Source organism: Streptomyces sp. NPDC017520, from assembly GCF_044329855.1.
Lineage (GTDB): Bacteria > Actinomycetota > Actinomycetes > Streptomycetales > Streptomycetaceae > Streptomyces.
In genome coordinates this window covers 17,561-41,358 of record NZ_JBIRKB010000007.1, presented here as the reverse complement: position 1 = coordinate 41,358, position 23,798 = coordinate 17,561, and the positions used below count along the sequence as shown (strand labels likewise).

Here is a 23,798-nt window from a genome sequence, read left to right as displayed (position 1 = left end):
GCCGACATGCGCTCAGCCGCATACCCGAGCCCTGCCCGAGTTGTCCCGGGCCAGATCCCCGCCGGGCCTTCGGGGACGGCGGGGAGAGACGACTGCCCTCCGATGCCCATCGGCCTTCGCATACGGCCCATGGACCTTGACGACCTCCCGTTCGTGGTCGCCGAGCATCTGAGCCACTTCCCGGACAGCTTCTTCGCCCGCCTCGGGCCGAAGTTCTTGACCGCGTACAACGGGACCTACCTCACCGGTCCGGACGCGCGCGCCTACATCGCGGAGATGGGTGGGCAGCCGGCGGGCTTTCTTATCGGTGCGACCGACCCGGAGGCGCACCGCCGTCATGTGCTGCGCCACTACGGGCGCGGACTGCTGTTCCGCGCCCTGGGGAGTCTCTTTCTACGGCCCCGTCTGGCGCTGTACTTCCTGCGTACTCGGCTGCTGCGCTACGGCCGCAAGCTGATACGAAACCGAATGGCCCGGCAGGCTCCCGCCATCGGTCACTCCGGCGCCATCGCCGTCCTGGACTACATCGTCGTGGCCGAGCATGCCCGTCGCCGTGGCATAGGGGCTTGGTTGATCGCGCAGTTCGCGGAGGATGCCACCGACGCGGGCCGCACGCGTGTCACTCTCGTCACCGCCGTGGAGGGCGGGGCAGGGCCGTATTACGACCGGCTCGGCTGGGGGCGTCAGGGAGAGATCCGCACGCCCGAGGGGCGTCTCCTCCTCGCGTATGACCTCCAGCTGAGCGAGGGGACGACGCCAGACCGGCACTGAGTCACCGGGGGTCTTGCTGACAAGACCCGACCAACCAGATCATCCCGTACGGGACACCCTTGCCCGGCACGGGTGTTCCGGCGACACCCCAGGAGATTTTGCTTGACCAGCCACGCACCGGAGTCGGCGCGCATGCGCGACGCGGCCCGCTTCCACCACCCGAGCAGGGGCACGGCACTGTCGGCTCGCGCGGGTGGACGGCGTCGGAAGCTCACCCTCGGCAGCCTCGCACTGCTCACTACGACGACACTTCTGGCCGGCGGCTGCTCGTCCTCGTCGGCCAAGGAGACCGCCCCGTCAACGCCGGGGGCCGACAGCTCCGATGAAACTGCGGCGCGGCCCCCCGCCCCTTCCGGCCCGACCCGCACAGCTTCCCCCGCACCGTCCCTGGACGCCGCCGTCAAAGAGATCACGGATACGCAGTGGTCCCGCATGGTGGCGACGGGACTGTGGCGCAAGGGCTGTCCCGCCGGCCGCGACCAGCTGCGCCGCGTGGAGATGAACCATGTGGGCTTCGACGGCAAGGTGCATCGCGGCGTCCTCGTAGTCAACGCCGATGTGGCGGCCAGCGTCATCCGCATCTTTACGCAACTGTTCGAGGAACGCTTCCCCATCCGTCGTATGGAGCCGATGGAGTCTTACGACGGAGACCTGAACGCGAGCCTGCGCGCTGACAACACCTCCGCATTCAACTGCCGTCGCCCCGAACAGATCAACGCCCCGTTCAAGGAGTCCCCGCATGCCAACGGTCGCGCGATCGACATAAACCCGTTCGAAAACCCGTGGAAGGACCTGCGCACCAAGAGCTGGTCGCCGAGTTCCAAGTACTCCGCTCGGACCGAAGGAAAGGGCAAGATCCTCAAGGGTGGTCTGGTCTGGCGAGCGTTCACGGAGGAGGGCTGGGTCTGGCAGAACATCAAGGTGCCCGACTACATGCACTTCGATACCGGGTACCCGTCCGCGCCCTTCAAGGGACCATCCGCCACCTCGTACGAGGCCGTGGAGTCAGCTCCCGCCGGGTGAGTGGGGGCGGGTCGGTGGCGTGAAGGCGCGTGCCTCGGGCATCGCGGATTTCGCCGTCCTGCCGTGAGCTGCGAAGAGAGTCGGGTGGGCGGCAGGAGCCGTAAGCCGGGAGGGCGCGAGCTCTCCGCATCCGCCGGGCTATGCACTACATGCGACCAGAAAAGGGATGGCCGGAGTCAGGCCGGCGGCCAGGAGGATCGTGCTCCGCAACGCGAGGTGCTGCGCGGGAGCAGGGGTGAGGACCCGGCGCATGCGCACCAGGGCGCCGGATCCGCCTGCTGCGAGCGCCGCCTTGGGCGCGCTGCCCGCGGCCACCTCGCACAGGGCGACGGCTACAGCGTCGCCGCCGTGGCGGCGGACCGCCCGGTCGTCGGCCAGCATTTCCAGAAGCAGAGCCACCTCGGTGTGGCTCTGCCGCGCGAGCGGAAGGCCGGGGAAGGCCCTTCCGAATGCCTCCACGGCGGCCAGTACGAGATGGTGGCGGCCTGTGATGTGGGCACGTTCGTGCGCGAGGACGGCTGCGAGCTGGAGCGGAGAGAGCGTGTCGAGCGTCCCTTGCGTGATCACGATACGGGGGTCGCGGCCGGGCAGACAGTACGCGGCCGGCGCATCATGCTGCAGGACAACGGCTTGGTGCCGCGGCGCGTAGCGCCCCACGAGATCCACTGCGGCCGCGTGCCGTCGCCGCCATCTACGGCCCTGCAGCAGGGCTCGGCCGTACCAGAAGCCGACCCAGAGAGCCACAGCGACCGCCGGTATCCAGCTGGCGACAGCGAGTGCGGCTTCTTGTGCTCCAGGAGCGTCCCCTGGTGTCCCCAGTGCCAGGCCGCAGGCGTGCAGGAGACCAATCAGGCCGATGTGCACGCGACCATCAGGTGGGACAGCCTGCGCCGCGGCCAGGATCACAGCGGCGATGAAGGAGAGTGCAAGCCCCAGCCAGACCGCGAGCGCGGGCCCGGGCGATCGATGTGCCCAGCGTGGGCCCCGCAGCATCAGTGGTCCGGCCACGCCCACGGCCGCCGCATAGGTGAGCAGAGCTGCCGCGGTCACCTTGTGCTCCTGCGGCGCGCTGTGCGCAGAGCGGCGCGCAGTTCCTCGGCCTCGTCGGGCGTAATCCCTTCGACGAAGTGGGCCAGCGCAGCGGTGCGGTCCGGGCTGTCGCCAAGTGCCTCTTGCATGAGCCCGGCGGTGTACGCCGCGCGACTGCGGGCGGGGGCGTAAAGCCAGGCGCGGCCTTCCTTTTCCCTGCCCAGCCACCCTTTGCGGTGCAGGATGTCGGCCACGGTCATGACGGTGGTGTAGGCGACCGGTCGCGTCTCGTTCAGATCATCGACAACTTCCCGGACCGTACCGGAGCCCCAGGACCACAGCCTGTCCATGATCTCCGCCTCGAGTTCACCGAACCCACGTACCACTGCTCCACCTCAGCTGAACGCCACCGCACGTCCCCGAATCCTCGTGGGACGACCCGCGCCAAGTGGCTCGTAGAGAGTCATCTTAATCTACTTAGTGTGTTCATTGACAGAGGGCTGCCGGCCGCTCGCCTGGATCCGCAGGGACTGGATACGGCGACCGCCGTCGAAACCAGGGGATACCGGTATCCGGATTGAGGTGCGGTGCTCGCTCCCTAGGCCACTGGTGTGTGGAGAAATAGCTGAACTGTAAACAGTTATCGGGCCCTTACGTCCACTCATATCCACCAGGAACCCGCCATTACTGGACGGGCTGAACTTCCCCTTCGCCGCCACACCGGCCCCGCGGTTCAGACAGAAAGGTCTATGACTGGAGGCCGCCAACCCCTGTGACCACCCGAAATCAACACTCACGGATTTTCGCGTTGGCCAATTCATGCACTGTTCAGGTGCGATGGTGCTCGAGTGTGCTCCTAATGCCGTTAGGATTACGGCATGGTCACGGCCCGGCGGTCTCTCAGCCTGCTGCGGTCCCGCTCCGAGTCGGCGGGTCCGCTGCGTCTGCTGTGGCTCGCCACGGTTTTGTTCAGCCTGCTGTACGCCCACGGCCTGAGCGGGGAAAGCGCCGCCAGCCACGTGACCAGCGTCCTGCCGACGTCAACGGCCGCCCTCACGCACGGTGCCTCGACGGGGCACGGCGAAGCCGAGCCTGCTGCCAGATCGGCCGGGCAGGGCGCTGCTCCCGACGGCCACGGTAGCCACGAGACGGCTCATGGGGTGGAGGAGTGCGCCTCCGGGCAGCCGCAGAACGGCGCAGATTTGCCCACCCCCAGCGCCACTCCGCTGGATGCCGTCCAGGCGTGGAACGCACATGCGTGGGCGGCCGCGCGGCTGGCGACGAACGAGCCGGTGTCTCCACCATCGGCAGCTCCAGCGGTCCTGCGGATCTAGGCCCAGCACTCCCGAACTGGTCGACCTGTCTCACTTGACGCCACCTCCGGTCACTTTGAGCTACCGACAGAGTGCGAACAGTTCCCGGCGCCCGGACATCGACATCGCCAACTCCCGTCAGGGGAGGCGGCGGTCATGTCGGGAGGCCGCATTGCTGACCGTCTGACCTGCCCGCCGCGCACCCGGAGCCCCGGCCCCGCGGCTGTCGTTCGGAGCATTTGTGACGCCCGGTTCCCCCGTACATCCCTTGGCGACGTGGCATCCAACCCTGGTGCCCCTGCGCCGCGTTACCCGTAGCCCTTCGAGTTCGCGGTCGGGACTGGCCCCGCCAGCGCACCCGTTCCGTGCCACAGCTCTGCCTGTCGGCTCCCTGCCCCCTGGCGGGGGGAGCCGATGACCCGACGGGCGGCGTCCAGTTTCGCCCGTGGGGCGACTTTCGCCAGCACGTTCACGCTCACGCTGCTGCTGTCGCCGCGCAAGGCGCGTGGGCGGAGCAGGCCGGATGGAGCGCAGACAGGGCGACAGAAGCTCGCCGTGATCTGCCGGTGGCGGATCTAGGCCAGCACGCCACACGAGATGAGTAGTCCCCCACACGCACATCGATCGAGAGCGAACCATGCACCCTCTGACAGCCAACGACCTCACATCCGCCAATTCCAGCCTCTCCGGGCTGGTCGGAGACACCCCGCTACTTCGGGTCGCCGAACCTCTGGCACCGGCCGGACACGGCTTCTGGGCCAAGCTCGAGGGCTTCAACCCCGGTGGTATCAAGGACCGCCCGGCGCTGCACATGGTGGAGCGGGCCCGTGCCCGTGGGGACCTGTGCCCTGGCGGGATGATCATCGAGTCCACCAGCGGCACGCTCGGCCTGGGGCTGGCTCTGGCCGGCATGGTGTACGGACACCCCGTCACCCTGGTCACCGACCCCGGCCTTGAGTCGTCCATGACTCGACTGCTCGCCGCGTACGGGGCACGCGTCAATGTGGTGTCCGAGCCCCACCCGACCGGCGGCTGGCAGCAGGCACGCCGCGACCGTGTTACCCAACTGCAGGAACAGCACCCCGACTCATGGTGCCCGGACCAGTACAACAATCCCGACAACGTCGCTGCCTACACCCCGCTCGCGCTGGAGCTGGCCTCTCAGCTGGGCCACATCGACGTACTGGTGTGCAGCGTCGGGACGGGCGGGCACTCCGCTGGTGTCTCGCGAGTGCTGCGCCAGCTCTATCCCGACCTGAAACTGGTCGGAGTGGACACCGTCGGCTCGACAATCTTCGGTCAGCCGGCCCGCACCCGCTTGATGCGTGGCCTCGGATCGAGCATCTACCCGCGCAACGTCGCCTACGAGAACTTCTCCGAAGTGCATTGGGTCGCCCCGTCCGAGGCGGTCTGGACCTGTCGGCAACTGGCCTCCTCCCACTACGCCACCGGCGGGTGGAGCGTCGGGGCTGTCGCCCTGGTCGCCGGGTGGGTCGCGCGCACGATGCCCGCGGACACCCGGATCGCGGCGATCTTCCCCGACGGTCCCCAGCGGTATCTGGGGACGGTGTACGACGACCACTACTGCGAGGCCCATGGCCTGCTCGAAGGCCCGCCGGCCGTCGAACCGGAGGTGGTGGGGCGCCCCGAGGAGAAAGAGGTCACCCGCTGGACCCGGTGCACGACCGTGATCGATCCAGTGAGCGTGCCGCAGGACGCCGAGGCTGCTTCGGACGGCGAGGGCCGGCTGTGAGGAGCCCCTTCGGTCAAATGCGCACGTTCGAGCGCAGCGTGCAATTGTTGATGGTCAATCAGTTCACCATCAATCTCGGCTTCTACATGCTCATGCCCTACCTTGCTCAGCACCTGGCCGGAAATCTGGGGATGGCCGCCTGGATGGTCGGCCTGATCCTGGGCGTGCGGAATTTCAGTCAGCAGGGCATGTTCTTCTTCGGCGGCACGCTGGCCGACCGGTTCGGCTACAAGCCGATGATCATCGCCGGGCTGATGCTGCGTATCGCCGGATTCGCCGTACTCGGCCTTGTCGACTCCCTCCCTGCTCTGCTCGCCGCCTCGGCGGCCACGGGGCTGGCAGGAGCACTGTTCAACCCTGCGTCGAGGGCCTACTTGGCCCTCGACGCAGGGGAGCGGCGAGTGGAGGCATTCGCGCTGTTCAACGTCTTCTATCAGGCCGGGATTCTGCTGGGTCCGCTCGTCGGTGTACTGCTCACCGGCGTCAGCTTCCGACTGACCTGCCTGGTGGCCGCTGGTGTGTTCGCCGTGCTGTCCATCGTGCAGATCAGGGCTCTCCCTGCCCGCGTCGGGCAGCACGGCGACGACAAGTCGGTCTCGTCGGTGCTCTCGCAATGGCGCACGGTGGTATCCAACCGGCCGTTCCTGCTGTTCTCCGTCGCGATGATCGGCTCCTACGCCCTGTCCTTCCAGGTGTATCTCGCACTTCCGCTGGAAGTGCGCCGCATGGCCGACAACGAGACGGTCAACACTGTCGGCGTGGGACTGCTGTTCGCCGCCTCGGGGCTGGCCACCATCGTCGGACAGACCCGGCTGACAGCCTGGGCCAAGGACCGCCTGGGCGCCGGAAGGTCGTTGGTCGCCGGGCTGGCCATTCTCGGAGCGGCCTTCTTGCCGCTGCTGGCGGCCACCGCGGTACCGGTGCCCGAAGAGGGACCCGCCCGCTGGGCACTGGCCGTCGTGCCGCCCCTACTCTCAGCCCTGCTGCTGGCCCTGGGGACCATGCTGGCCTACCCCTTCGAGATGGACACGATTGTCGCACTCGCCCAGAACCGGTACGTAGCAACGCACTACGGCTTGTACAACACGATCTGCGGCATCGGAATCACCGTCGGCAACCTCCTCACGGGAGTGGCTCTGGACGCCGCACGCTCGGCCGGAGCGCCGGCCCTGCCCTGGATCGTCCTCGCCGCCATCGGGGGCGGCTGCGCGCTGGCCGTACTCGGCCTGCATCGCACCGGCCGCCTGACGCCGGCTCCGACGCCCGAGATGCGATCCGCGAAGGTCTGACCGATCCGGCCGGGGGCGGGCACGACAGGGTGCCCGCCCCCAGCCCCGCCGCGCCCACTTCCAGGAGCGATCAATGCCCACCACCCAACGGCTGAACCCCCCGGCCCTACGCCTGCACCCATTTCGCGCGGTGCGCTACGACCCTCTCCGTGTCGGCGACATCGCCGGCATGGTGTGTCCCCCGTACGACGACATCGGCCCAGACCGATTGCGCACCCTGCGCTCCCGGCCACACCACATCACCCGGCTCCTGCACGCCGAGAACGCGCGAGGCACCGCCGCACGCCTGGACCGCTGGCTGCGTCGCGGTGTCCTGGTTCAGGACCCTCGGCCCGCCCTGTACGTGTACCAACAACACACCGGCCACGAGGTGCTTCAGCGTGGCGTGATCGGCGCCTTGGATCTGCCCTGCAATGGGGAGAGCACGGTCCTTCCGCACGAAGGCGTCCAACCGCATGTGGTCGCGGCGCGTGCTGCGCTGATGGAAGGGCTGCGCGCCCAACCCGAGCCGCTGCTGCTTGCCTACAACTCCGCAACGCGATCAGCAGAGGGGGTCATCGACGGCGTGACCCACCTGCCACCCCTGGCTACGTTTCGCACCGGTGGTATCACGCACACGCTCTGGGCATGCACCACCCCCGAGGACCAAGCCGTCGTCGCTGCAGATCTGGCACCCCACCAGGCCCTCATAGCGGACGGGCACCATCGCTACGCGGCCTGCCGCCAGTTGCGAGATCGGCATGAGCCCGGCCCGAACCCCTGGCAGAGTTGCCTGGCCCTGCTGGTCGATACCTCCGCATATCCCCTGCGGCTGGCGGCAATCCACCGCGTAGTTCCCGGCCTTGACGCTGACAAGGCAGCCGCGGCAGCCGCCGATGTCGCCCGGGTGCGGCCGCTGCCCGCGGGCGCTCGGCTGCCCGAGCCGGGCGAGCTGGTGCTGACAGGGGCGGGGCGCGCCTGGACCATCACCGATCCTGATCCGCATGCGCTGAACGAGGCGCTCACTGGCAAGCCGCACCAATGGCGCGATGTACCCGCGGCCGTCACCGACCATCTGCTCCTGGCCCAAGCATGGTCGGTGCAGAACTTGCCCGGTGCCGTACGCCACGTGCACGACGCGAGCGAAGCAACAGCTGCTGTGACCAGGCCCGGAAGCGGAACGGCCCTCTTGTTGCCCTCAATGACCGAGAGGAGCGTGCGGGAGCTGGCCGGTGCAGGGGTCCTGCTGCCCCGCAAGTCCACCTCCTTCGGCCCCAAGCCGGCCATGGGCCTCGTGCTGCGTGTCCTCGACAGCCGCTGAGCCCAGGCAATACGCCCCTTTCTCCTTGTCAACGACCTGTACTAGAAAGGCTCACCGTGTCTCCGACCCAACTCGATGACCGTGACACAGCCACCGTGCCGCAGCAGAACCCGCGGCCCGGCCGTGCAGAGATGCGAAGAGCGGGATCCCACCGTGCACGCCGTGCCCGCCGTGGGGACTCCTTGCCGGCGCGCTACCTCGGCTACGTCGGATACTTCGTCGGCGCGGGACTCATCAGCGGCGCCGTCGTGCACCACCCGCTGGACCCGGCCCGCTACACCCGGATTGCCGGCTATGGCGTCCTGGTCTTTCTGGCTGCCACCGTCCTGAACGAGTTCGTGCTGACCCGCCAGCGTCCCGCTATGCCCCGCATGCTTCTGGTGATCGGTGCCTCGTTGCTTCTCTCATTCGGCATCGGCATGCTCAGCGGTGGCATGCAGCACTTCGACGACTTCCCGGACCGGGCAGCGGTTCTGATCCCCCTCGGGATAGCAGTGTCCTTCATCGCGTACTACCTCAAGGAGGCGGAACGACCCGCGCGTCGAATCTTCAGCCTGTTCGGGCTTGTCGTTCTGGTCACCGCACTCGTCGCCTTCTTCAGCCTGCGCCAGCTCGCTGCCGGCCTCGGCGAGGAGCCCGAAAACGGCGGGCACAGCCATGGCAGCGAGGAGCCTGCAGGCGGGGACCAACACATCGGAGATGCACCTGACGAGTCAGGGCCACTGCCCCCGTCACCCGTGACAGCTCCTGACTCGAACGAGGGGGGCGGAGAGGAGGAAGGGGGCAGTCACGCGCACTAGTTGGGGACGCTTGAGGTATCACTGAGCGAGTCGGAGTCGGACACGCTGGTTGGAACGGACCTGTCGCGGCGGAACGTAATACTGAGTGACAGGTGGGCATCAGAAGGTGCTGTCAGCAGGAGGTTGTGGTCGCAGCGGAAGGGCACGTTGGCCTGTTCGGCCACTGCGGGTCGAACGCCGTGCAATATGCCTTCTCCAGCTTGTCCATCCTCTCAGCCGTCATCCATTCCGCCGTGCCGAGCGCGGAGCTGTGCATGGCGCCCTCGACGGCCAGGTCGTCGCCCAAGAGGTCAGCCACCCTGACAGGCTTCGATCTCTGGAGCCTGGACCCTCTTGACCTGTTCTGGAGCATCTTCCTCGGCCGGCTTGGCGCAGTACGGGGCGAGGTCGGCCGTCCTTACTTCGGACGAGGGATCATCCGCTGGTTGGAGGCGGCCCTGGTGGCCAAGCGAGGCGGTAGCCGAGGCCGCGGTGTGGCCGTTGCGCCAAGGCCGCACTGTCGCTGCTGCGCGCGGCAGGCACCGTGAACACCAGCAGCGCGAGTAGCCTTCCAGCGGTGCGGCTCTATCGGATCATGCTGGTCATACCCGGCATCGATCGGACGCCGCGCCATGCCTGGTTCGGCGGGGCACGGACTCATCGCGCGAAGCATCCCCTGCTGAGCCGGGCCCACTTGTCCTTGCCGCCCTGGCTCGGGCACCTGTGCCCCGTCCCGCGCTGAGCTCTGCGTCGTGGGCTGTTCGTGCTACGCCCTGCCGCTGGTCTCGGGCACCGGCTTGCCCGGGGGTGTGAAGGCGGCGAGCACCGTGGCGGTGATGTGGCCAGCGGCATGGTTGGGAGTGAGGCGGCCGGCGCGGATCTCCTCTGCCGCGCTGTGCATGATCGTGTGCAGGACATTGACCATCCACGCGATCGACAGGTCCGTACGGAAGACCCCCTCGGCACGGCCGCGCGCGACCAGCGTCTCTACCCGGGCGGCGGGCCCGGCATGCAGGTCGCGGATGCGTCCAGCGGAAAGTTCACGTTGAGCGGCGGCGAGCAGCGCCCGCGTCTGGTCCACCAGGTGCCAGACGGCCTCGACGTAACGCGTCAGGGCAAGCAGTGGATCGCCGGTCAGGTCGACCGCGTCCAGTGCTTCGTTGCCCCGGTCGATGGCGCGGCTCATTGCCGCGTCGACGACCTCCGCCCGTGAGTCGAAGTGCGCATACAGCGTCACCCGGCCCACACCCGCAGCCCGCGCGATCTCGCTCAAGCTCGCTTCCGGGTTCTTTCCGAGACATTCGGCTGCGGCCTGCACGATCGAATCGATGCTGCGCAGAGCGTCGGCACGCTTGGCGGTCGTGGAGTTCTTACTGCCCATGCATCCACCCTACCCCGGCAAGTCGTACAGCTCTGTTTGGTTTATACTCCCGGGGCGTATAACGTGAACACCATTGTACGACTTAGCGATGGAAGGTGAGCGTCATGAGTGATACTGAAAGCACCACCACACGCGCGCCGGATGCACCGCATCCGCTGCGCTGGACGGTTCTGGGGCTGCTGGGACTGGCCCAGCTGATGCTGATCCTCGACATCACCGTCGTCGCGATCGCACTCCCCGACATGGGCGCGGAACTGAACCTGGACCGCGCGGCACTGACCTGGGTGGTCAGCGGATACGCCCTCACGTTCGGCAGCCTGATGCTGCTCGGCGGCCGGGCCGCGGATCTGTTCGGTCCCAAGCGGGTCGTTCTGGCGGGGCTCGCCGTGTTCACCGTCGCGTCGCTGGCCGCCGGATTCGCCACTGGTGCCCCGCTGCTGCTAGTCGCGCGGATCGCTCAGGGTGTGGGCGCCGCGATGGTCTCGCCCGCCGCCCTCTCGGTGGTGGTGCGGCTGTTCGACGGCGACGAGCGCAACCGTGCGCTGGGCATCTGGTCGGCGCTCGGGGGCGGGGGCGCCGCCCTCGGCGTGCTGCTGGGCGGACTGATCACGGCAGGTCCGGGCTGGGCCTGGGTCTTCTTCGTGAACGTCCCCGTCGGCCTGATTGTCCTCGTCTCGCTCGCCCGGCTCCTGCCGAGCCTGCCCCGCGCGGGTACCGGCTCCCTCGACATACCCGGCGCCGTCCTGGTCGCCGCCGCGACAGGTGCCCTCATCTACGCCCTGATCCGTGCTGGCGACCACGGCTGGCTCGACATCGTCACCGTGGCCCTGGTCGCCGCCTCGGCAGCCGCCTACGCGACTTTCGCTCTCTGGCAGCGCCGAGCGGCGACGCCGCTGATGGATCTGCGTCTGCTCGGTCGGCGCCCGGTGGTGGCGGGCACCTTCGTGATCGCCGTCACCACGGCGCTGATGGTGGGGGCTTTCTTCCTCGGTTCCTTCTACCTCCAGAACCATCAGGGCCACGGTGCCCTGATGACCGGCGTGCTGTTCCTGCCGGTGGCACTGTTGACCATGGCCGCCGCCGCAGCCGCCGGCCGCGTGATCGGCCGTCTGGGGGCACGGCTGCTGGCTGTGCTCGCCCTGAGTGTTGCAGCTGTCGGATTTCTCGTTCCGGCGCTGTGGTCCGGAACCACGGCGATGGTCACCGGCGTGAGCGTCGCCGCGGCGGGAATGGGTGCCCTGTTCGTCGTCGCCTCCGCCATCGCGCTCGCCAGCGTCGCCCCCCATGAGGCCGGGGTAACGTCGGGCATCGTCAGCACCTTCCACGAGTTCGGTGCCTCGGCAGGCGCTGCGGCCGTCTCCAGCGCCGCCGCCACGAGCATCGCCGCCCACACCGGTGCCCGGACCGCGTCCGGCTTCGACGACGCGTTCGTCGTCGCCACGGGCATGGCCGTGGTCTCCGCCGTCATCGTCATGTGGCTGATCCCTGCCAAGCACCAGTAAGCCCCGTCCCAACGGCAGAAGTTCGGCTTCGCCGACACCGCCTGCACGACTCGATCGGCGTGTACCGCGTGGTGGGTGCCTGATCCCTGGCCTTCACCGGGCAGGGTTTGAGTGAGATGCCAGCCGACGCGGCAGGTCGCCATCCTCGAAGGCGCGGACCTCCATTCTCTGGTATTTCCACAGGTCCGAGAGTGAAGATCTCGGGTTCGAATCTCCGCTCCGTCATCTCTGCCTGCGGGTGCCCGGTCGATACGGAGCGTGACTGTGCTGGGCAAGGGGAGACGCGGTAATGAGTCGGCGGCATGCACTACGGGGAGCTGTTCGGTTGGCTGCTTTGCAGCGGACCCGACGGGCGGATGGTCTCCCGTCGCGGGCACCAGGGGTGCCCCGTTGCCGTGCGGTACGTACCGCACGGAAGTGCCGTTGACGGGGACCGAGCCGGACGCAGCGGGATCCAGCAGGATGCGAATGTCCTCCTCTGACACGTTTCCGCAGGTGAGAGGCGTCACGCTTTTGGGTTCGAGTCCCACCCGCCCCACCGAGCGTCCCCAGGCAGAATCGTTCTGACCTGGGGAAACGCGTTTTCTGGGGAACTGCGGGCTCCGCAACGGTGCAGCGAACGTGCAGCGTTTGATTGCCTGTGAGCTTTCGTAGGGCTGTGACCTGGTGTTTTGGTCACTTCTTCGTGGGACGCGGGGTGAGCGATCCCACGGCTGCTGGTCGATGTGAGACCGCGTCTCCCGCGGCACGTTCTCCGGCAGTCGTTGAAGTCCGAACTGCGCTGGATGCTTTTGGTCAGCGTGTGGCTGAGGGCGTCAGGCACTGGGATGAGTGGGGACGGGCCGGAGCGGCGGTCGCGTTGTCCGGCCAGGCGGCGGGGTGCTGGCGGGCGCGTGGTCCGGCGCCGGGGAGCGCGCCGCACCTTCGTCACGGTGGATGCGCCGGCGCGGTGCCCTCCGGGTGCGGGTTTCAGGCAGTGACGCGTGGTGTCCCCGCCTCAAGGTGTCTCGTCGCCCACCCGTCAGACGGTGACGGCTTTGCCCGACGGGCAGCAGACGCTGTCCTCATGCCGATGCCGGTTCTCGTGGGCGGTGACCTGCCCACGCGCCAGGTCGAGGCGCTCGAAGCCGCCGGCGTGACCGCCCGCGTACTGCTGGGGAGTGACGGTGCCCGGCAGCACGGGCTACTCGTCCTCGCTGGCAAAGACCAGGAAAGCCCACGCAGAGCCGGCCGCCAGGTCCCGGGTTCCGGGGCGGCGCAGGCGTCTCCCTGTCGGTCAGAACGCCTGCATGTACACCCGGGTTGTGCCACGGTCCAGTTCGAGGACGTGGATCTCGATCCACTGGACCTCGCTCCGGCGGCTGTCCCCGACACAGGGCGGACAGACTCCGGCCCAGCGGACGCCCCTCTCGGTCTGGGGCTCGGCGAGGCCGAGGTGTCCGAAGAGTTCGGTGGGGGACGGGAGGTCCTGGTTCCTGGTGCGCAGGGGCTTCTCGGGACGCAGATCCTCCGCCACTCGTACCGCGGTCTTCTCGTCGGTGACGAAGGAGAGCAGGTAGACGTCCTCCTGCGGATTGATCTGCACGGCGCCCTTTACCTCTGTCGCGCTCTCGGGCACCGCCACCTTCATGAACGCCGATGCCTCCGGGGCGCCCATGTCCTTTCCCCAGTGCGAGGCACGCCCGTCCGTCGTCCGGTGTTCATCCCCGCCGGCACTCGAACAGGAGGTGAGCAGCAGGGCGGCCCCGAGCGTCGCGAGCAGCCGTGGCCGCAGGGCAGATGGGTCGTTCACCGGTTCTCCTCGTCGCCGCGCGAGACGTCCCCGCGGGACCCTTCGCGCCCAGGGCCCGACGGTGTCACTCCGGGGGCTGAGCCACTGTTCAGGTCCTGGGTGTAGGTGCTGCTGCTACCGCGCATGTCGAATTCCTGGGCGAAGCCCACCTTGAAGTTTCCCCGTGATCCCGGACACGTGATCGTTATGCCGCGAGGGTGTGCTGCTGCCGCTGCCTGGTCTCGGCCGGGGTGAGATAGCCGAAAGTCCGGTGCTTGCGCAGGCGGCGGCGGTTGTAGAAGGTCTCGATGAAGGAGAAGACCTCAGCTCGGGCAGTGGCCCGGTCGGGCCAGGTGCGGGTGCCGATCTCCTCTTTGAGCAGGGCCCAGAAACTCTCCGCGGCGGCGTTGTCGAAGCACGATCCGGTCCGCCCGCAGCTGCCTCGCAGTCCCAACCCACGCATTTGGTCGCGGAATTGGGCCGATGTGTATTCGCTGCCGCGATCGCTGTGGACCACGCATTCCGGCTCCAGGCCGCCGCGGCCGTGGGCCATGTTGAGAGCGTCGACGACGAGCTCGGCGCGGTGGTGGTCGGCCATGGCGTAGCCGACGACCTCGCGGGTGGCCAGGTCCAGCCAGCAGGCGAGGTAGAGCCAGCCTTCGGCGGTGGGCAGGTAGGTGATGTCGCCGACCAGCTTGATGCTGGGCCGCTCGGCGTGGAAGTCGCGGCCGATCAGGTCCGGGGCCGGCGTCGCCTTCTTGTCGGGCCGGGTCAGCGAACGCCGTCTGCGCCGGGTGACACCGCGGATGTCGCGCTCACGCATCACACGGGCGATGCGCTTGCGGTTCACCTGCCGTCCCAGGCGGCGTAGTTCGGCGTGGGTGCGCGGGACACCGTAGGTGTGGCGGGAGGCGATGTGCACCACGGTGATCTCGTGCGCGAGCGCATCGTCGGCGGCTTGCCGGGCACGGCGGGCCGCCTCGCCCTCCCACCATGCGTCGTAGGAGGAGCGGGCGACTTTCAGCACCCGGCACAGCAGGACGATCGAGTACGTCGCCTTCTCCGCATGGATCAACCGGTACAACGCGGTCACCGGTCGTTCTCCTTCACGAAGAAGGCGGTCGCTTTTTTCAGGATCTCGATCGTCTGCTGCTGTTCGCGTACCTCCTTGCGCAGCCGCTTGAGTTCCTCGCGCTCGGCGCTGGCCAGCTCGCCCGGGGCGCCCTCGCCCTGGTCGGCCTTGGCCCGGCGGTACCAGCCGCGCAGGGACTCGGAGTTGATGCCGAGTTCCCGGGCGACGGCGGTGACCGTCTTGCCCGAGGAGTCGACGAGCGCGATCGCGTCCCGCTTGAACTCCTCGGTGTACCGCTTTGTGTACTTGCTTCCCACCTGGTGCTACTTCCTCTGGAACCTCAAGATCCCAGTCTCCAGGTGTCCACGATCAAGGGGGAGCTCCACCTACGTTGCCGCCCACCCCGGTACCCCGACCGCGACCCGAGAGGGCACCAAGCCGCCAGGTTACGACTGGGCTCGCGCCTATGTCGGCTATCTGGGCGACCGACCCCGCGACGTCAACGCCTGCCACCTCCTCGGCGCCCAGCTGAGCGGATCGGGCACCGATCTGGCGAACCTGGCGACCTGCGGAACCGACGCCAACTCCTACGTCGGCAAGCCCCAGAGCCCGATTCCCCCGATGGACAGCATGCTGGACTTCGAGGACACCGTCCGGTCCCTCGTCGATTCCCGGCATGTTGTTCGGTACGAGGTGACACCGGTCTACACCGGCAGCCGGACCGTCCCTCACGAGTTTCGGATGCGGCTACCGGGCCAGCCGTGAGCCTGGCCGCCCACCCTGTAAGCGAAGGGAATCCCCTATGCCTCACCCTGCTGTCGTCCGCCTGCGCGAGCTGCTCCCGCCGCCCGGCTCCGGTGGCGACGCGGTGGACTGGGAGCAGATCGAGCGGACGACGGGCCTGGCGTTCCCGGCCGACTATCGTGAGCTCGTGGAGTTGTACGGCGGCGGCGAGATCGACGAGTACCTGTCCGTGAGCACCCCGCCGGTCCCCGGTTCGCCGTACGGGGATCTCCTGGACAGAGGCGAACCCGCTCTCTCGGATCGGGACCGCGAGGAGTTGGGCGCCCTCCTGCCGGCAGGCGCACTGCCGCCGCTGCTGCCCTTCGCGGACTCGGCGAGCAGCGATGTCGCGTTCTGGCTGCGCGACGGCGCTCCCGACGACTGGCGGGCGGCTGTCTTCCGGAGGCAGACGCCGCACGGGACGAGCCGCTGGACCGTGTTCGACGGCGGAGTGGCGGCGTTGTGCGTGGCGGCTCTGACCGGCGAGGTGTCCCCGTTCAGCGAACGGCTCTCGGCGAGCGGAGGGCATGAGTTCGTGAGCTGGCGCGGCGTGTAGGACCGGCAACACCCTGTGCCTGGTCGATACGAACTGTGACTCTCGTGGGCCGCGGGGACGAGGCCGGAGCGGAGTTGCCGGGGGTACGTTGCTTCGACGCCTTCGAACGCAAGGTCCGCGACGGCCAGGCGGCCTTCTCGTACGACGCGCTCGACCGTGTCGCCCGGCAGGGCACCACCGCCTTCAGCTACGACGGCGGCTCGAACAACCTGCTCGGCGACGGCACCAGCGTCTACAGCCGGACTCCGCACGGTGCCCTGCTGGCCAGCAGGCAGGGGACCGCCGCCGCGCAGTGGGCTATCACTGACCGTCACACCGACGTGGTCGCGGGTCTCTCACCGGACGGCAGCCAGGTCATGAGCTCCACCGCCTACGACCCCTTCGGCCAGGTCCGTGCTTCCAGCGGCACGACCACGGCCCTCGGCTTCCAGTCGGGCTGGACCGATGAGGCGTCGGGCGACGTGAACATGGCGTCGCGCTGGTACCAGCCGGGCACGGGCGGCTTCAGCTCCCGCGACACCTGGCAGCTCGACCCGACCCAGTCGGGCCAGCGGGCGAACCGCTACTCGTACGGCTTCGGCTCACCGCAGAACGGCACCGACCCGAGCGGCCACATCTTCCCCCTCGTGATAGGTGCGGCCGTCGGCTGGAACGCGCTCGGCTGGGGCATCTTCGGCACGGTCGCGGTGGGAGGCGGCGCGCTGGTGCTCGACAAGCACCAGCGCGGTCAGGCCGCCGGTATGAGCAACAGCTACGTCCAGACCAACGTCTTCTCCCACAGCTACGCCCGTTCCATGGCCGACTCGATCAGAGCCCAGGCCAACCGGTTCAGCAGTACGAAGTCCCGGGGAAGCTCGACGTCCAAGGGCGGCCGGTCCACGTCGTACCCGAGGTGGAACACGGCTCCCCGCTACACCCCCCGCTACAACAACCCGGGCGCCGGTGTCGCCCAGGCCGTCCGCGCCCCGGTGCGCCCGCCGATCGACCAGAACGTCAACAACGGCCCCAACCCCAAGCCCGCCGTCGACCGGCCGGCCCCAAGCCCGACTGGGACCCCAGGAACGGCGGCTGGAAGCCGGGCAACGGCTGGGACATGATCGTCGGCGCGCTGGACATGCTGGGCCTGGTCAACCAGGACGCGTACACGCCCCAGACTGCGGAGCAGTTCGATACCGCGCCTTCCGGTGGCGACGGATCTTCGTCGGATCGCGGACGTGAGGACTGCCGCCGTGGCGGACAAGGATGGAGCGAATACGGCATCCCGGACGCAGCCAACGGAAACCGGGCCACCAAGATGAACGCCTTTCTCGACAGTGCATGGCTCGCGATGAATCCGGGGACGGAAGTAACGGCTGCGGTTCGGCCGCCCGGTTACTCCTGGGCAACGCGTTACGCGGGCCACCTGGGATTGAACCCTCGGAACAACATCAACAATTGCCATCTACTCGGCAAAGACCTGGGTGGCTCGGGAACGGACCTGAGCAACCTCGCAACGTGCTCGCGTGCGGCGAACACCCTGGTGGCTGGAGAGATTGGTCGACTGGTAGATAATATGTCCAACCATGAAGCGAAGGTAAAGAATGCGGTCAATGCGGGACAAGTCGTCCGATATTCTGTTGAGCCAGTCTATTCTGGTCCGCGAACGGTATCGATGGCCTTCCGTATGAAAGCTGACGGAGTGAATCCAGACGGCAGTCAGGGCATCCCTGTGGACAGGACCATTTCGAACTCTCTGTTCAGCAAAAAATTCAATCAGTGGCGGAACATCGGCATCGTGACTCATCAAGGGGTAGCAGCGCCGATGGCGGGAACGCCATGACGGGGGGCCCGGTCGGCCCCGCGGCGGTGCGAGCGCTCAGCCCGCTTCTCCTCAGCGACTACGCAGTTGGCGAGCAGGTTGACTGGTCGAACCTGACCCGCTCGTGGGGGACAGGATTTCCCTCGGATTATGTTGCCTTCATGTCGGCCTACGGAGCCGGCGGGATCAGCGACGCGTTCGAGGTTCTCCGCCCTGATGAGTTCTCTACCGGAGATTCGGACGGCATGGCGGGCGAAACCGTGAATGCGCGTGCGGTATGGCCATCCGAATCCCGGCCGGCGGAGGGCTTCTCATCCCTGAAGAGTCCGGTCATCGCCTGGGGGGTGACCGCTGGAGCGGACGTCGTCTGTTGGCTGACCGGCGACGAGAGCCCGGACCGATGGCCCGTTGTCGTGGTGGGTCGGGATGGATTCTCGCGGTGGGCATCGTACGAATGCGGCATGGCGGAGTTCTTGCGCCGTGTCTTTTCGGGAGAGCTAGAGGCCTGTCCGTTCAGCGATGCGACTCTCTGGGGCGCGGGTACGCAAAAGTTTGTCCACTGGAAGGAGGAGCGTCGATTGCTTGAATCGGGAGTCGACCCGTGGACCGGGGAGCCCGATCCGCTGGCAGGGATCGGCTTCGATTGAGCGCACCTGGAGAAGCGTTCACGGAGGTGCCGCAGGTATGCGGAACGTCGTCGGCCTGGTAGTGGCCGACCTGGTGAAGGAATACTTCGCGGACTCGCCTGTGGGTGCGAGCCCGCGGCCAGTGATCCGTCCGCCGGCCGAACCCGGGGCGCTGGAGTCGCTTCTCCCATAGCGCCCGCAGTCCGCGTTTCCGCTGCCTCCTGATCATGGCGAAGGCCGAGCAGTCGTTCGGCGAGGCGGTCACGAACGGACACACCGCCCACCCCCGTCCCGCCCGGGTCACGGACGGCGGCCGGGGCGGTCCCGTGACGAGGAATCAGGCGTCCGTGTAGAACTGCGTGTGGTCCAACATGTCCTGCGGGGTCGGACGCAAGGGAACAAGGCCGCGGCCGGGCTTCGTGGTCGGGTCGCCTGGCCTTCTCGTTCGCTACCGTGAGTTACTGGCATAGAAGGATGCGAAGGTCTGGCCTCGACCGGCGCAGTATGTCGCGACGAATGTGGGTCTTGGTGCGGACGTCGCGAGTCGCAGGTCCGCCGAAGCGGCTCCGCCCAACGAGTGAGGTGGTGCAGCGTTCGCTGCACCACCTCACGGCTTACGGGTATCGAGCGGGACGCAGGCGGATTGAAACGGGCGGCTATGTCCGTCTTTCCTGCACCGTCGCAGGTGAGAGGCGTCACGTTTTTGGGTCGAGTCCCACCCGCCCCACCGAGCGTCCCCAGGCAGAATCGTTCTGGCCTGGGGAAACGCGTTTTCTGGGGGCGTTTTGCGTGTGGCGGTCGCCTCACGGGGGTGTGGCGAACGGGGCGCTCCGGGTATCTAGGGCCAGCCTTGCGCGGCTCTGGCCTGGGCCTTTGTGGTCTTGCGTCCGTGGGAGGGGTTACCAACGGTCCCACGGCCGTTCGGGGCGGCGGTGGGGTCAGCCTTGCCCTGGTCGGTCCGGAGGATCTCGGGCACGGATGGTGTTGTGCCGTACGTGTCGGCGAGGTCGGGTGGCGTACTGCGAGGATCTGGCCGCAGGCGCCAGGCGCGCCGTCTCGGTTGAGGCGGAGCGAAGAGGGGTGCATGCCCCGCGGCTGCGCCGGGATCGTCTTAGCTGGAGGGAGTGGCGCAGTCGGATTCTCCGGGCAGCGTCGGGGCGCCCAGGCGCCCCCATCTACCCGATACATGCCGTTCGTGGGCCGGAAGCAGAGACATGGGCCCACCTCCGGGGCAGAGCCTGGAGATTGTCGCAACCCTCCTGCGGGTAGCGCGGCCTTCCGGCTGGCGTGAGGGGCAGCACCGGGGCCGACGCGGTCAATGGCATTGCGCGTCAGCGCGCCTAGCCCGCCCGCCGCCGCTGCGGCGAGACTCGGCGGCGGCGGACCGGTCAGGCGACGGTCAGGCGGCGCAGCCGTACTTCTTGGCGAGCTTGGTGGCGGCCTCCCGCACCACGGCCGCATTGTTGCGGATCGCGGGGTCGTCCCGGTCGACGAGGTCCTTCTCCTCTTCTTCCCCCTTTTTCGAGGGCGCAATGAGCGCCACCGTGATGTTCGGCGCCGTCGAGCCCATGCGGGCGGCACAGTCGGCGGGCAGGTTGGCCTCGGCCTTGTCGGGAAGCGCCCAGCCGGTGACGCCGGGGCCGAGGGGGACAGAGTTCTTGGGCTTGTAGTGAGGGTCGTTCCGGTTGTCTTCGATGATCAGGGTGTAGACCCCTCGGGGGTGGTCGCTGTCCGCGTTGGCGCGCAGCACCTGGCACCCCTTGAACACCGCGTGATCGGTGCTCTTGCCCTTTCTCTCCCACTCCTCCGCGCTGACCTCGCCCCCCTTGCCGTCGTCGATCAGTTCGGCCGTCTGCCGACTGAGCGCCCCATGACACAGCGTCTGCGGCAGCGGCGGCTTCTCCCCGTCAGGCCAGAAGCTCGCCGTCACGACGGCCACCCCGGCGGCGCCGAGCACGATGATCAGCGGCAGCCACTTCCTGTCCATGTCTACGGCTGTCCCATCTTCTTCTGGGCGTCCTCGATGCCCTGCTGGTACCAGTTCTCGGCAGTCGTCTGGAGACCGTCCTCGTACTCGCCCGGGCTCGCGTCCAGCTCCTCCGTCGTGAGGCCCTTCTCGGTCGCCATCTTCCGCATCATGGCGTTCATCTGGTTCTCGCCGTTCTCGAAGTGGTTGACCATGTTCTTACGAGTTTCCTCGTCGACCCTGGCGTTGAGCTCGTTCATGTACCCCGCCGTGCCGGCGTCGACCGTGCGCTGGAGCGCGTCGCCTACGATGGGGATGGCCGTCAGGGGTGCGCCGATGGCGTGGTAGTTCATCCTCTGGTTCCAGGCGTTGGTGTCCTTCTCTGCCTGGCCGAGGTCGTAGATGACGTCGCCGCGCACGCCGTCGAGGTGGCCGAGCACCGACGCCGACTGCTTGACCCAGGCGCGCATCTCGGGATCCTCCTTGCGGTACGAGTCCGGCGGGAAGCCGTTCAGTCCCTCGGCGATCACCACACTCTGCGAGTGGTGCATGACACCGAACGCCTTGGGGTCCTCGGCGACGCCGCGCATGAGACGGGTGAGGTCGCCCCGCTCGATCGTGAGGTTGTTGAAGTCGGTCGGCCCGTCCATGTTCTTGCCGAGGATCTGGTGCACGTCCGAGGCGTAGTCACCGATCATGTTGCCCATGCTCGTGCGCATGGGCAGGGGCACGGAGCTCTGGTTCTTCGGCGCGTCCTCGCCGCTGTATTCCTTGAGGATCCGCTCGAAGACCGCGGTCTCCGCGCCGTCGTGGTGGGTGGGGACGGCGTGCAGCGGGCTGCCCGGCTCGCGGCCGGTGGCGGCAGCCTCCAGAGCGGCGCCGAACTCGGTGCGGGCCGAGGTCTGCTTCAGCTCGTCGGGCATCTCGTCCTCGACAGCGCCGCCCGGCCAGTCACGGTCCTCGAGGAAGTACTTGAGGTTGTCCGTGGTGTTCGGGTCGAAGTAGCCGGTGGCCGCGGAGGGGTTGCGGCTCATCGCGTTCATCAGACCCTTCATCGGGTCTTCCTGTGTGCCCTGCCAGTTCTTCATGACGCCGTCGTAGGCGTCGTCGTTGTCCGTCTCCCACTCACGGATGGTGTCGCCGACTTCGGTCAGGAATGCCTGGCTGTAGACCGGGTCACCCTTGTCCTTGTCGTACGGGGAGGCGTTCTTGTCGTTCGGGTCGTACGCCTTGTCGCCGACGTCGGCGGCCATCAGGTCCGTGAGGTCCTTCAGGGTCGCGGCGCCGCCCCCGATGGCGCCGGGGTGGCGCGTGGGCAGGCCGTTGCCGTCTCGGGCTGTGGTGATGAGCTTGTCGGTCCACGCCGAGGTGACGCCGCCGGGGGAGCCGATCGAGGAGTCGGGTCCGGTGGCGGTGGCAAGGGAGCCGGAGAGGGCCTTGTAGAGGCGGGCGTCGGTGCTGGAAAGTTGGCCGTCGCGGCCGCCCGACTCCAGGCTGCTGGCGAGCAGCAGCACGGCGTCCTGCTGTTCGCGGCCCTGGTAGCTGAGTTTCGTCATCAGCTGCTCGGCGAAGGCCGGTGAGTCCTTGCCTTCCTCGGCGAGTGTGAGGAGCCGCTCGCGCTCGTCGTCGTCGAGGTGTTCCCAGCGGGCGTAGAGCTTGGCGGCCTCGCGGCCGTTCTCCGCCTGCTGCTGCTCCTCGGCGCGCATCCTCTTGGCGTCGGCGACACCGCTGAGGTCGGTGCTTCCGAAGTCGTTGGGGTGGTGCTTGATCAGGGTGCGTAGGCCCCAGGCACAGAGCTCGTCGGCTTCGTTGGCGCGTTTCAGGATGCCGTTGATCTTGCCGCGCAGCTGTTCGAACTGTGCTTCGGTGGCCAGGGGTTCGGTGCTGTCCTTGGCCCGGCGGTCAGGGTGTATTCGATGGCTGAGGACGCCGTCGGGGTAGATGATGATACCCGGAGGGGGATTCTCGTAGGTGTGCTTGAGGTCGTCCTGGGCTGTCTTGAAGAGGGTGTGGGCGTCCTTGAGGAGGTCGCGTACGGACTCGGCCTCGGTGATGGCGTCACCGAATTCCTTGGCGGTCTTGGTGACGAACTCTTTGGTGACGGTGGCGTTCTCGCCCTTCCAGCTGGACTTGTCAGCCTTGGTCTTCATGGCCGATGCGTCGGTCTGGAGCGGTGAGGTCAGCTTGCCGATCATCTCGGTCCACTGGGTCACCGCCGTGTCGAGCGGGCCGAGTCTGGCAGTGAGGAGCTGTTCGAAGGTGGGCATGGCAGCGGCTCCTTACTGGAAGTACTTGCTGATCTGCGAGGCGGGAACGGCCCCGTCCGCTTCTGGGGCGACGGGACCGACGATGCGCAGCTGTGTCTCGATCCACTCGTCGTCGGCCTTCTTCGAGGCCTTCGTGTAGTCGAGGTGGTTGGAGATATGGGCGCACGCCTGAAGGAGGGTCTTCACCTGCGTCTCCCAGGTCCCGATCACTTCCGTGAACGCCGCACCGGTATCGAACCCGTCGCCCTTGAGGCTCGTACCAGCGGTCTCACTTGCCACCTTCGCGTGCTTACCGGTCGACTCGAGGCCGTTGAACAGGCCGAACGCTGCGTGGCCGATGTCCCCCAACTCGTCGTCCGAGACCACATAGTCGGCCGAGCCCTTCGCTGCCCCTGAACCGCCACTGTCGCCGGCCGAGTTCAGCCTCATCGCGGCGGCCGCCTTCAGCTGGCCCCATTCCTCTTCGAACGACATGATCCACACCCCGTGTACTCGTAGACAGCCGTCTGGCGCGCCACGATACCGGCGTGATCAAACGATTAGCCAAGCAAAGGGTCTTCGACATCCTGTGGATGCATCGAAGCTCCATCGAGGAAACGGTCACCACAACCCGCTTTGGTTCGGAGGAGCTTCGAGGGAGTCCATCGGAATCGTCGCATTCGTCCACGAGTCGCCCTCGGTTGGACCGAACGCCGGACGCCGGCAAGGACGCACCTCGCTACGGAGCGTCACTTCTTACGGCCAGGAGGGACAGCTTGGCCGACCGCTTTACGGAGACGATCCGATAGCGCTGCAAGGTGGCAGTCCCGCCGTGCACCT

The 23,798-nt window shown here is 67.7% G+C and carries 24 protein-coding genes; 13 read left to right on the top strand and 11 right to left on the bottom strand.

Features of this window, described 5'->3' with window-relative positions; genetic code table 11:
• Positions 1-129: 129 nt before the first annotated feature.
• Both ACH4KB_RS18150 and ACH4KB_RS18145 read left to right on the top strand, forming a co-directional pair.
• A complete protein-coding gene (locus ACH4KB_RS18150; protein ID WP_351051776.1) occupies positions 130-771 on the top strand; it encodes a GNAT family N-acetyltransferase in 642 nt (213 codons plus the stop codon).
• A 132-nt stretch (positions 772-903) separates the two neighbouring features.
• Complete coding sequence (locus tag ACH4KB_RS18145; RefSeq protein WP_398066929.1) at positions 904-1,794, top strand: M15 family metallopeptidase; 891 nt, start codon at positions 904-906, stop codon at positions 1,792-1,794.
• Between the two features lie 138 nt (positions 1,795-1,932).
• On the opposite strand, the gene ACH4KB_RS18140 is transcribed toward ACH4KB_RS18145, so the two are convergent.
• Both ACH4KB_RS18140 and ACH4KB_RS18135 read right to left on the bottom strand, forming a co-directional pair.
• Positions 1,933-2,844, bottom strand: a complete 912-nt coding sequence (locus tag ACH4KB_RS18140; RefSeq protein ID WP_398066928.1) for a M56 family metallopeptidase — start codon at positions 2,842-2,844, stop codon at positions 1,933-1,935.
• Positions 2,841-3,209 (bottom strand): BlaI/MecI/CopY family transcriptional regulator, encoded by a 369-nt coding sequence (locus tag ACH4KB_RS18135; protein WP_257137310.1) that lies wholly within the window; start codon positions 3,207-3,209, stop codon positions 2,841-2,843. Before ACH4KB_RS18135 ends, ACH4KB_RS18140 begins: the two co-directional genes overlap by 4 nt.
• 492 nt (positions 3,210-3,701) lie before the next feature.
• On the opposite strand from ACH4KB_RS18135, the gene ACH4KB_RS18130 reads away from it, so the two are divergent.
• The 5 genes from ACH4KB_RS18130 (at position 3,702) to ACH4KB_RS18110 (ending at position 9,278) form a co-directional block, all read left to right on the top strand.
• Positions 3,702-4,157 carry a hypothetical protein gene (locus ACH4KB_RS18130; protein WP_398066927.1) on the top strand — a complete coding sequence of 152 codons (456 nt, stop codon included), beginning with the start codon at positions 3,702-3,704 and terminating at the stop codon, positions 4,155-4,157.
• A gap of 616 nt (positions 4,158-4,773) precedes the next feature.
• Positions 4,774-5,889 (top strand): PLP-dependent cysteine synthase family protein, encoded by a 1,116-nt coding sequence (locus ACH4KB_RS18125; protein WP_359266696.1) that lies wholly within the window; start codon positions 4,774-4,776, stop codon positions 5,887-5,889.
• Positions 5,890-5,906: 17 nt separating this feature from the next.
• Positions 5,907-7,178: an MFS transporter gene (locus tag ACH4KB_RS18120; RefSeq protein WP_398066926.1), complete on the top strand. Its 1,272-nt coding sequence runs from the start codon at positions 5,907-5,909 to the stop codon at positions 7,176-7,178.
• 73 nt (positions 7,179-7,251) lie between these two features.
• Positions 7,252-8,478, top strand: coding sequence for a DUF1015 domain-containing protein (locus ACH4KB_RS18115; RefSeq protein ID WP_359266693.1), 1,227 nt, complete (start codon positions 7,252-7,254; stop codon positions 8,476-8,478).
• 182 nt (positions 8,479-8,660) lie between these two features.
• Complete coding sequence (locus tag ACH4KB_RS18110) at positions 8,661-9,278, top strand: hypothetical protein (protein WP_398066925.1); 618 nt, start codon at positions 8,661-8,663, stop codon at positions 9,276-9,278.
• 112 nt (positions 9,279-9,390) lie between these two features.
• Here ACH4KB_RS18110 and ACH4KB_RS18105 read toward each other — a convergent pair whose 3' ends face one another.
• Both ACH4KB_RS18105 and ACH4KB_RS18100 read right to left on the bottom strand, forming a co-directional pair.
• Positions 9,391-9,576 carry a hypothetical protein gene (locus ACH4KB_RS18105; RefSeq protein ID WP_398066924.1) on the bottom strand — a complete coding sequence of 62 codons (186 nt, stop codon included), beginning with the start codon at positions 9,574-9,576 and terminating at the stop codon, positions 9,391-9,393.
• Between the two features lie 447 nt (positions 9,577-10,023).
• Positions 10,024-10,638 carry a TetR/AcrR family transcriptional regulator gene (locus tag ACH4KB_RS18100; protein ID WP_351051794.1) on the bottom strand — a complete coding sequence of 205 codons (615 nt, stop codon included), beginning with the start codon at positions 10,636-10,638 and terminating at the stop codon, positions 10,024-10,026.
• Between the two features lie 104 nt (positions 10,639-10,742).
• Here ACH4KB_RS18100 and ACH4KB_RS18095 point away from each other — a divergent pair, with 104 nt between their 5' ends.
• Entirely contained in the window at positions 10,743-12,140 is a 1,398-nt protein-coding gene (locus tag ACH4KB_RS18095) for an MFS transporter (protein ID WP_398066923.1), read from the top strand.
• Between the two features lie 1,021 nt (positions 12,141-13,161).
• Here the strand turns inward: ACH4KB_RS18095 and ACH4KB_RS18090 are convergent.
• The 4 genes from ACH4KB_RS18090 to ACH4KB_RS18075 form a co-directional block, all read right to left on the bottom strand.
• Positions 13,162-13,320 (bottom strand): hypothetical protein, encoded by a 159-nt coding sequence (locus ACH4KB_RS18090; protein ID WP_398066922.1) that lies wholly within the window; start codon positions 13,318-13,320, stop codon positions 13,162-13,164.
• A 96-nt stretch (positions 13,321-13,416) separates the two neighbouring features.
• Positions 13,417-13,932, bottom strand: a complete 516-nt coding sequence (locus ACH4KB_RS18085) for a hypothetical protein (RefSeq protein WP_356837905.1) — start codon at positions 13,930-13,932, stop codon at positions 13,417-13,419.
• A 184-nt stretch (positions 13,933-14,116) separates the two neighbouring features.
• On the bottom strand, positions 14,117-15,004 hold the full coding sequence (locus ACH4KB_RS18080) for an IS3 family transposase (protein ID WP_398066921.1): 888 nt from the start codon (positions 15,002-15,004) through the stop codon (positions 14,117-14,119).
• A complete protein-coding gene (locus ACH4KB_RS18075; RefSeq protein ID WP_398066920.1) occupies positions 15,001-15,300 on the bottom strand; it encodes a transposase in 300 nt (99 codons plus the stop codon). The genes ACH4KB_RS18080 and ACH4KB_RS18075 overlap by 4 nt, the downstream gene beginning before the upstream one ends.
• Between ACH4KB_RS18075 and ACH4KB_RS18070 the strand changes: the two genes are divergently transcribed.
• The 5 genes from ACH4KB_RS18070 (at position 15,290) to ACH4KB_RS18050 (ending at position 18,767) form a co-directional block, all read left to right on the top strand.
• Positions 15,290-15,748, top strand: a complete 459-nt coding sequence (locus ACH4KB_RS18070; RefSeq protein ID WP_398066919.1) for a DNA/RNA non-specific endonuclease — start codon at positions 15,290-15,292, stop codon at positions 15,746-15,748. The genes ACH4KB_RS18075 and ACH4KB_RS18070 overlap by 11 nt on opposite strands.
• A gap of 37 nt (positions 15,749-15,785) precedes the next feature.
• Complete coding sequence (locus ACH4KB_RS18065) at positions 15,786-16,322, top strand: SMI1/KNR4 family protein (protein WP_398066918.1); 537 nt, start codon at positions 15,786-15,788, stop codon at positions 16,320-16,322.
• Between the two features lie 44 nt (positions 16,323-16,366).
• The gene (locus tag ACH4KB_RS18060; protein WP_398066917.1) at positions 16,367-17,419 is read left to right on the top strand and encodes an RHS repeat-associated core domain-containing protein; all 1,053 of its coding nucleotides are present in this window, start codon (positions 16,367-16,369) and stop codon (positions 17,417-17,419) included.
• A complete protein-coding gene (locus ACH4KB_RS18055) occupies positions 17,416-18,141 on the top strand; it encodes a DNA/RNA non-specific endonuclease (RefSeq protein ID WP_398066916.1) in 726 nt (241 codons plus the stop codon). The genes ACH4KB_RS18060 and ACH4KB_RS18055 overlap by 4 nt, the downstream gene beginning before the upstream one ends.
• A 140-nt stretch (positions 18,142-18,281) precedes the next feature.
• A complete protein-coding gene (locus ACH4KB_RS18050) occupies positions 18,282-18,767 on the top strand; it encodes an SMI1/KNR4 family protein (protein ID WP_398066915.1) in 486 nt (161 codons plus the stop codon).
• A gap of 1,378 nt (positions 18,768-20,145) precedes the next feature.
• Here ACH4KB_RS18050 and ACH4KB_RS18045 read toward each other — a convergent pair.
• The 3 genes from ACH4KB_RS18045 to ACH4KB_RS18035 are packed head-to-tail and all read right to left on the bottom strand — an operon-like array spanning position 20,146 to position 23,453.
• Positions 20,146-20,733 carry a hypothetical protein gene (locus ACH4KB_RS18045; RefSeq protein WP_398066914.1) on the bottom strand — a complete coding sequence of 196 codons (588 nt, stop codon included), beginning with the start codon at positions 20,731-20,733 and terminating at the stop codon, positions 20,146-20,148.
• Between the two features lie 2 nt (positions 20,734-20,735).
• Positions 20,736-22,979 (bottom strand): DUF6571 family protein, encoded by a 2,244-nt coding sequence (locus tag ACH4KB_RS18040; RefSeq protein ID WP_398066913.1) that lies wholly within the window; start codon positions 22,977-22,979, stop codon positions 20,736-20,738.
• A 12-nt stretch (positions 22,980-22,991) separates the two neighbouring features.
• Complete coding sequence (locus tag ACH4KB_RS18035; RefSeq protein ID WP_398066912.1) at positions 22,992-23,453, bottom strand: hypothetical protein; 462 nt, start codon at positions 23,451-23,453, stop codon at positions 22,992-22,994.
• Positions 23,454-23,798 lie beyond the last annotated feature (345 nt).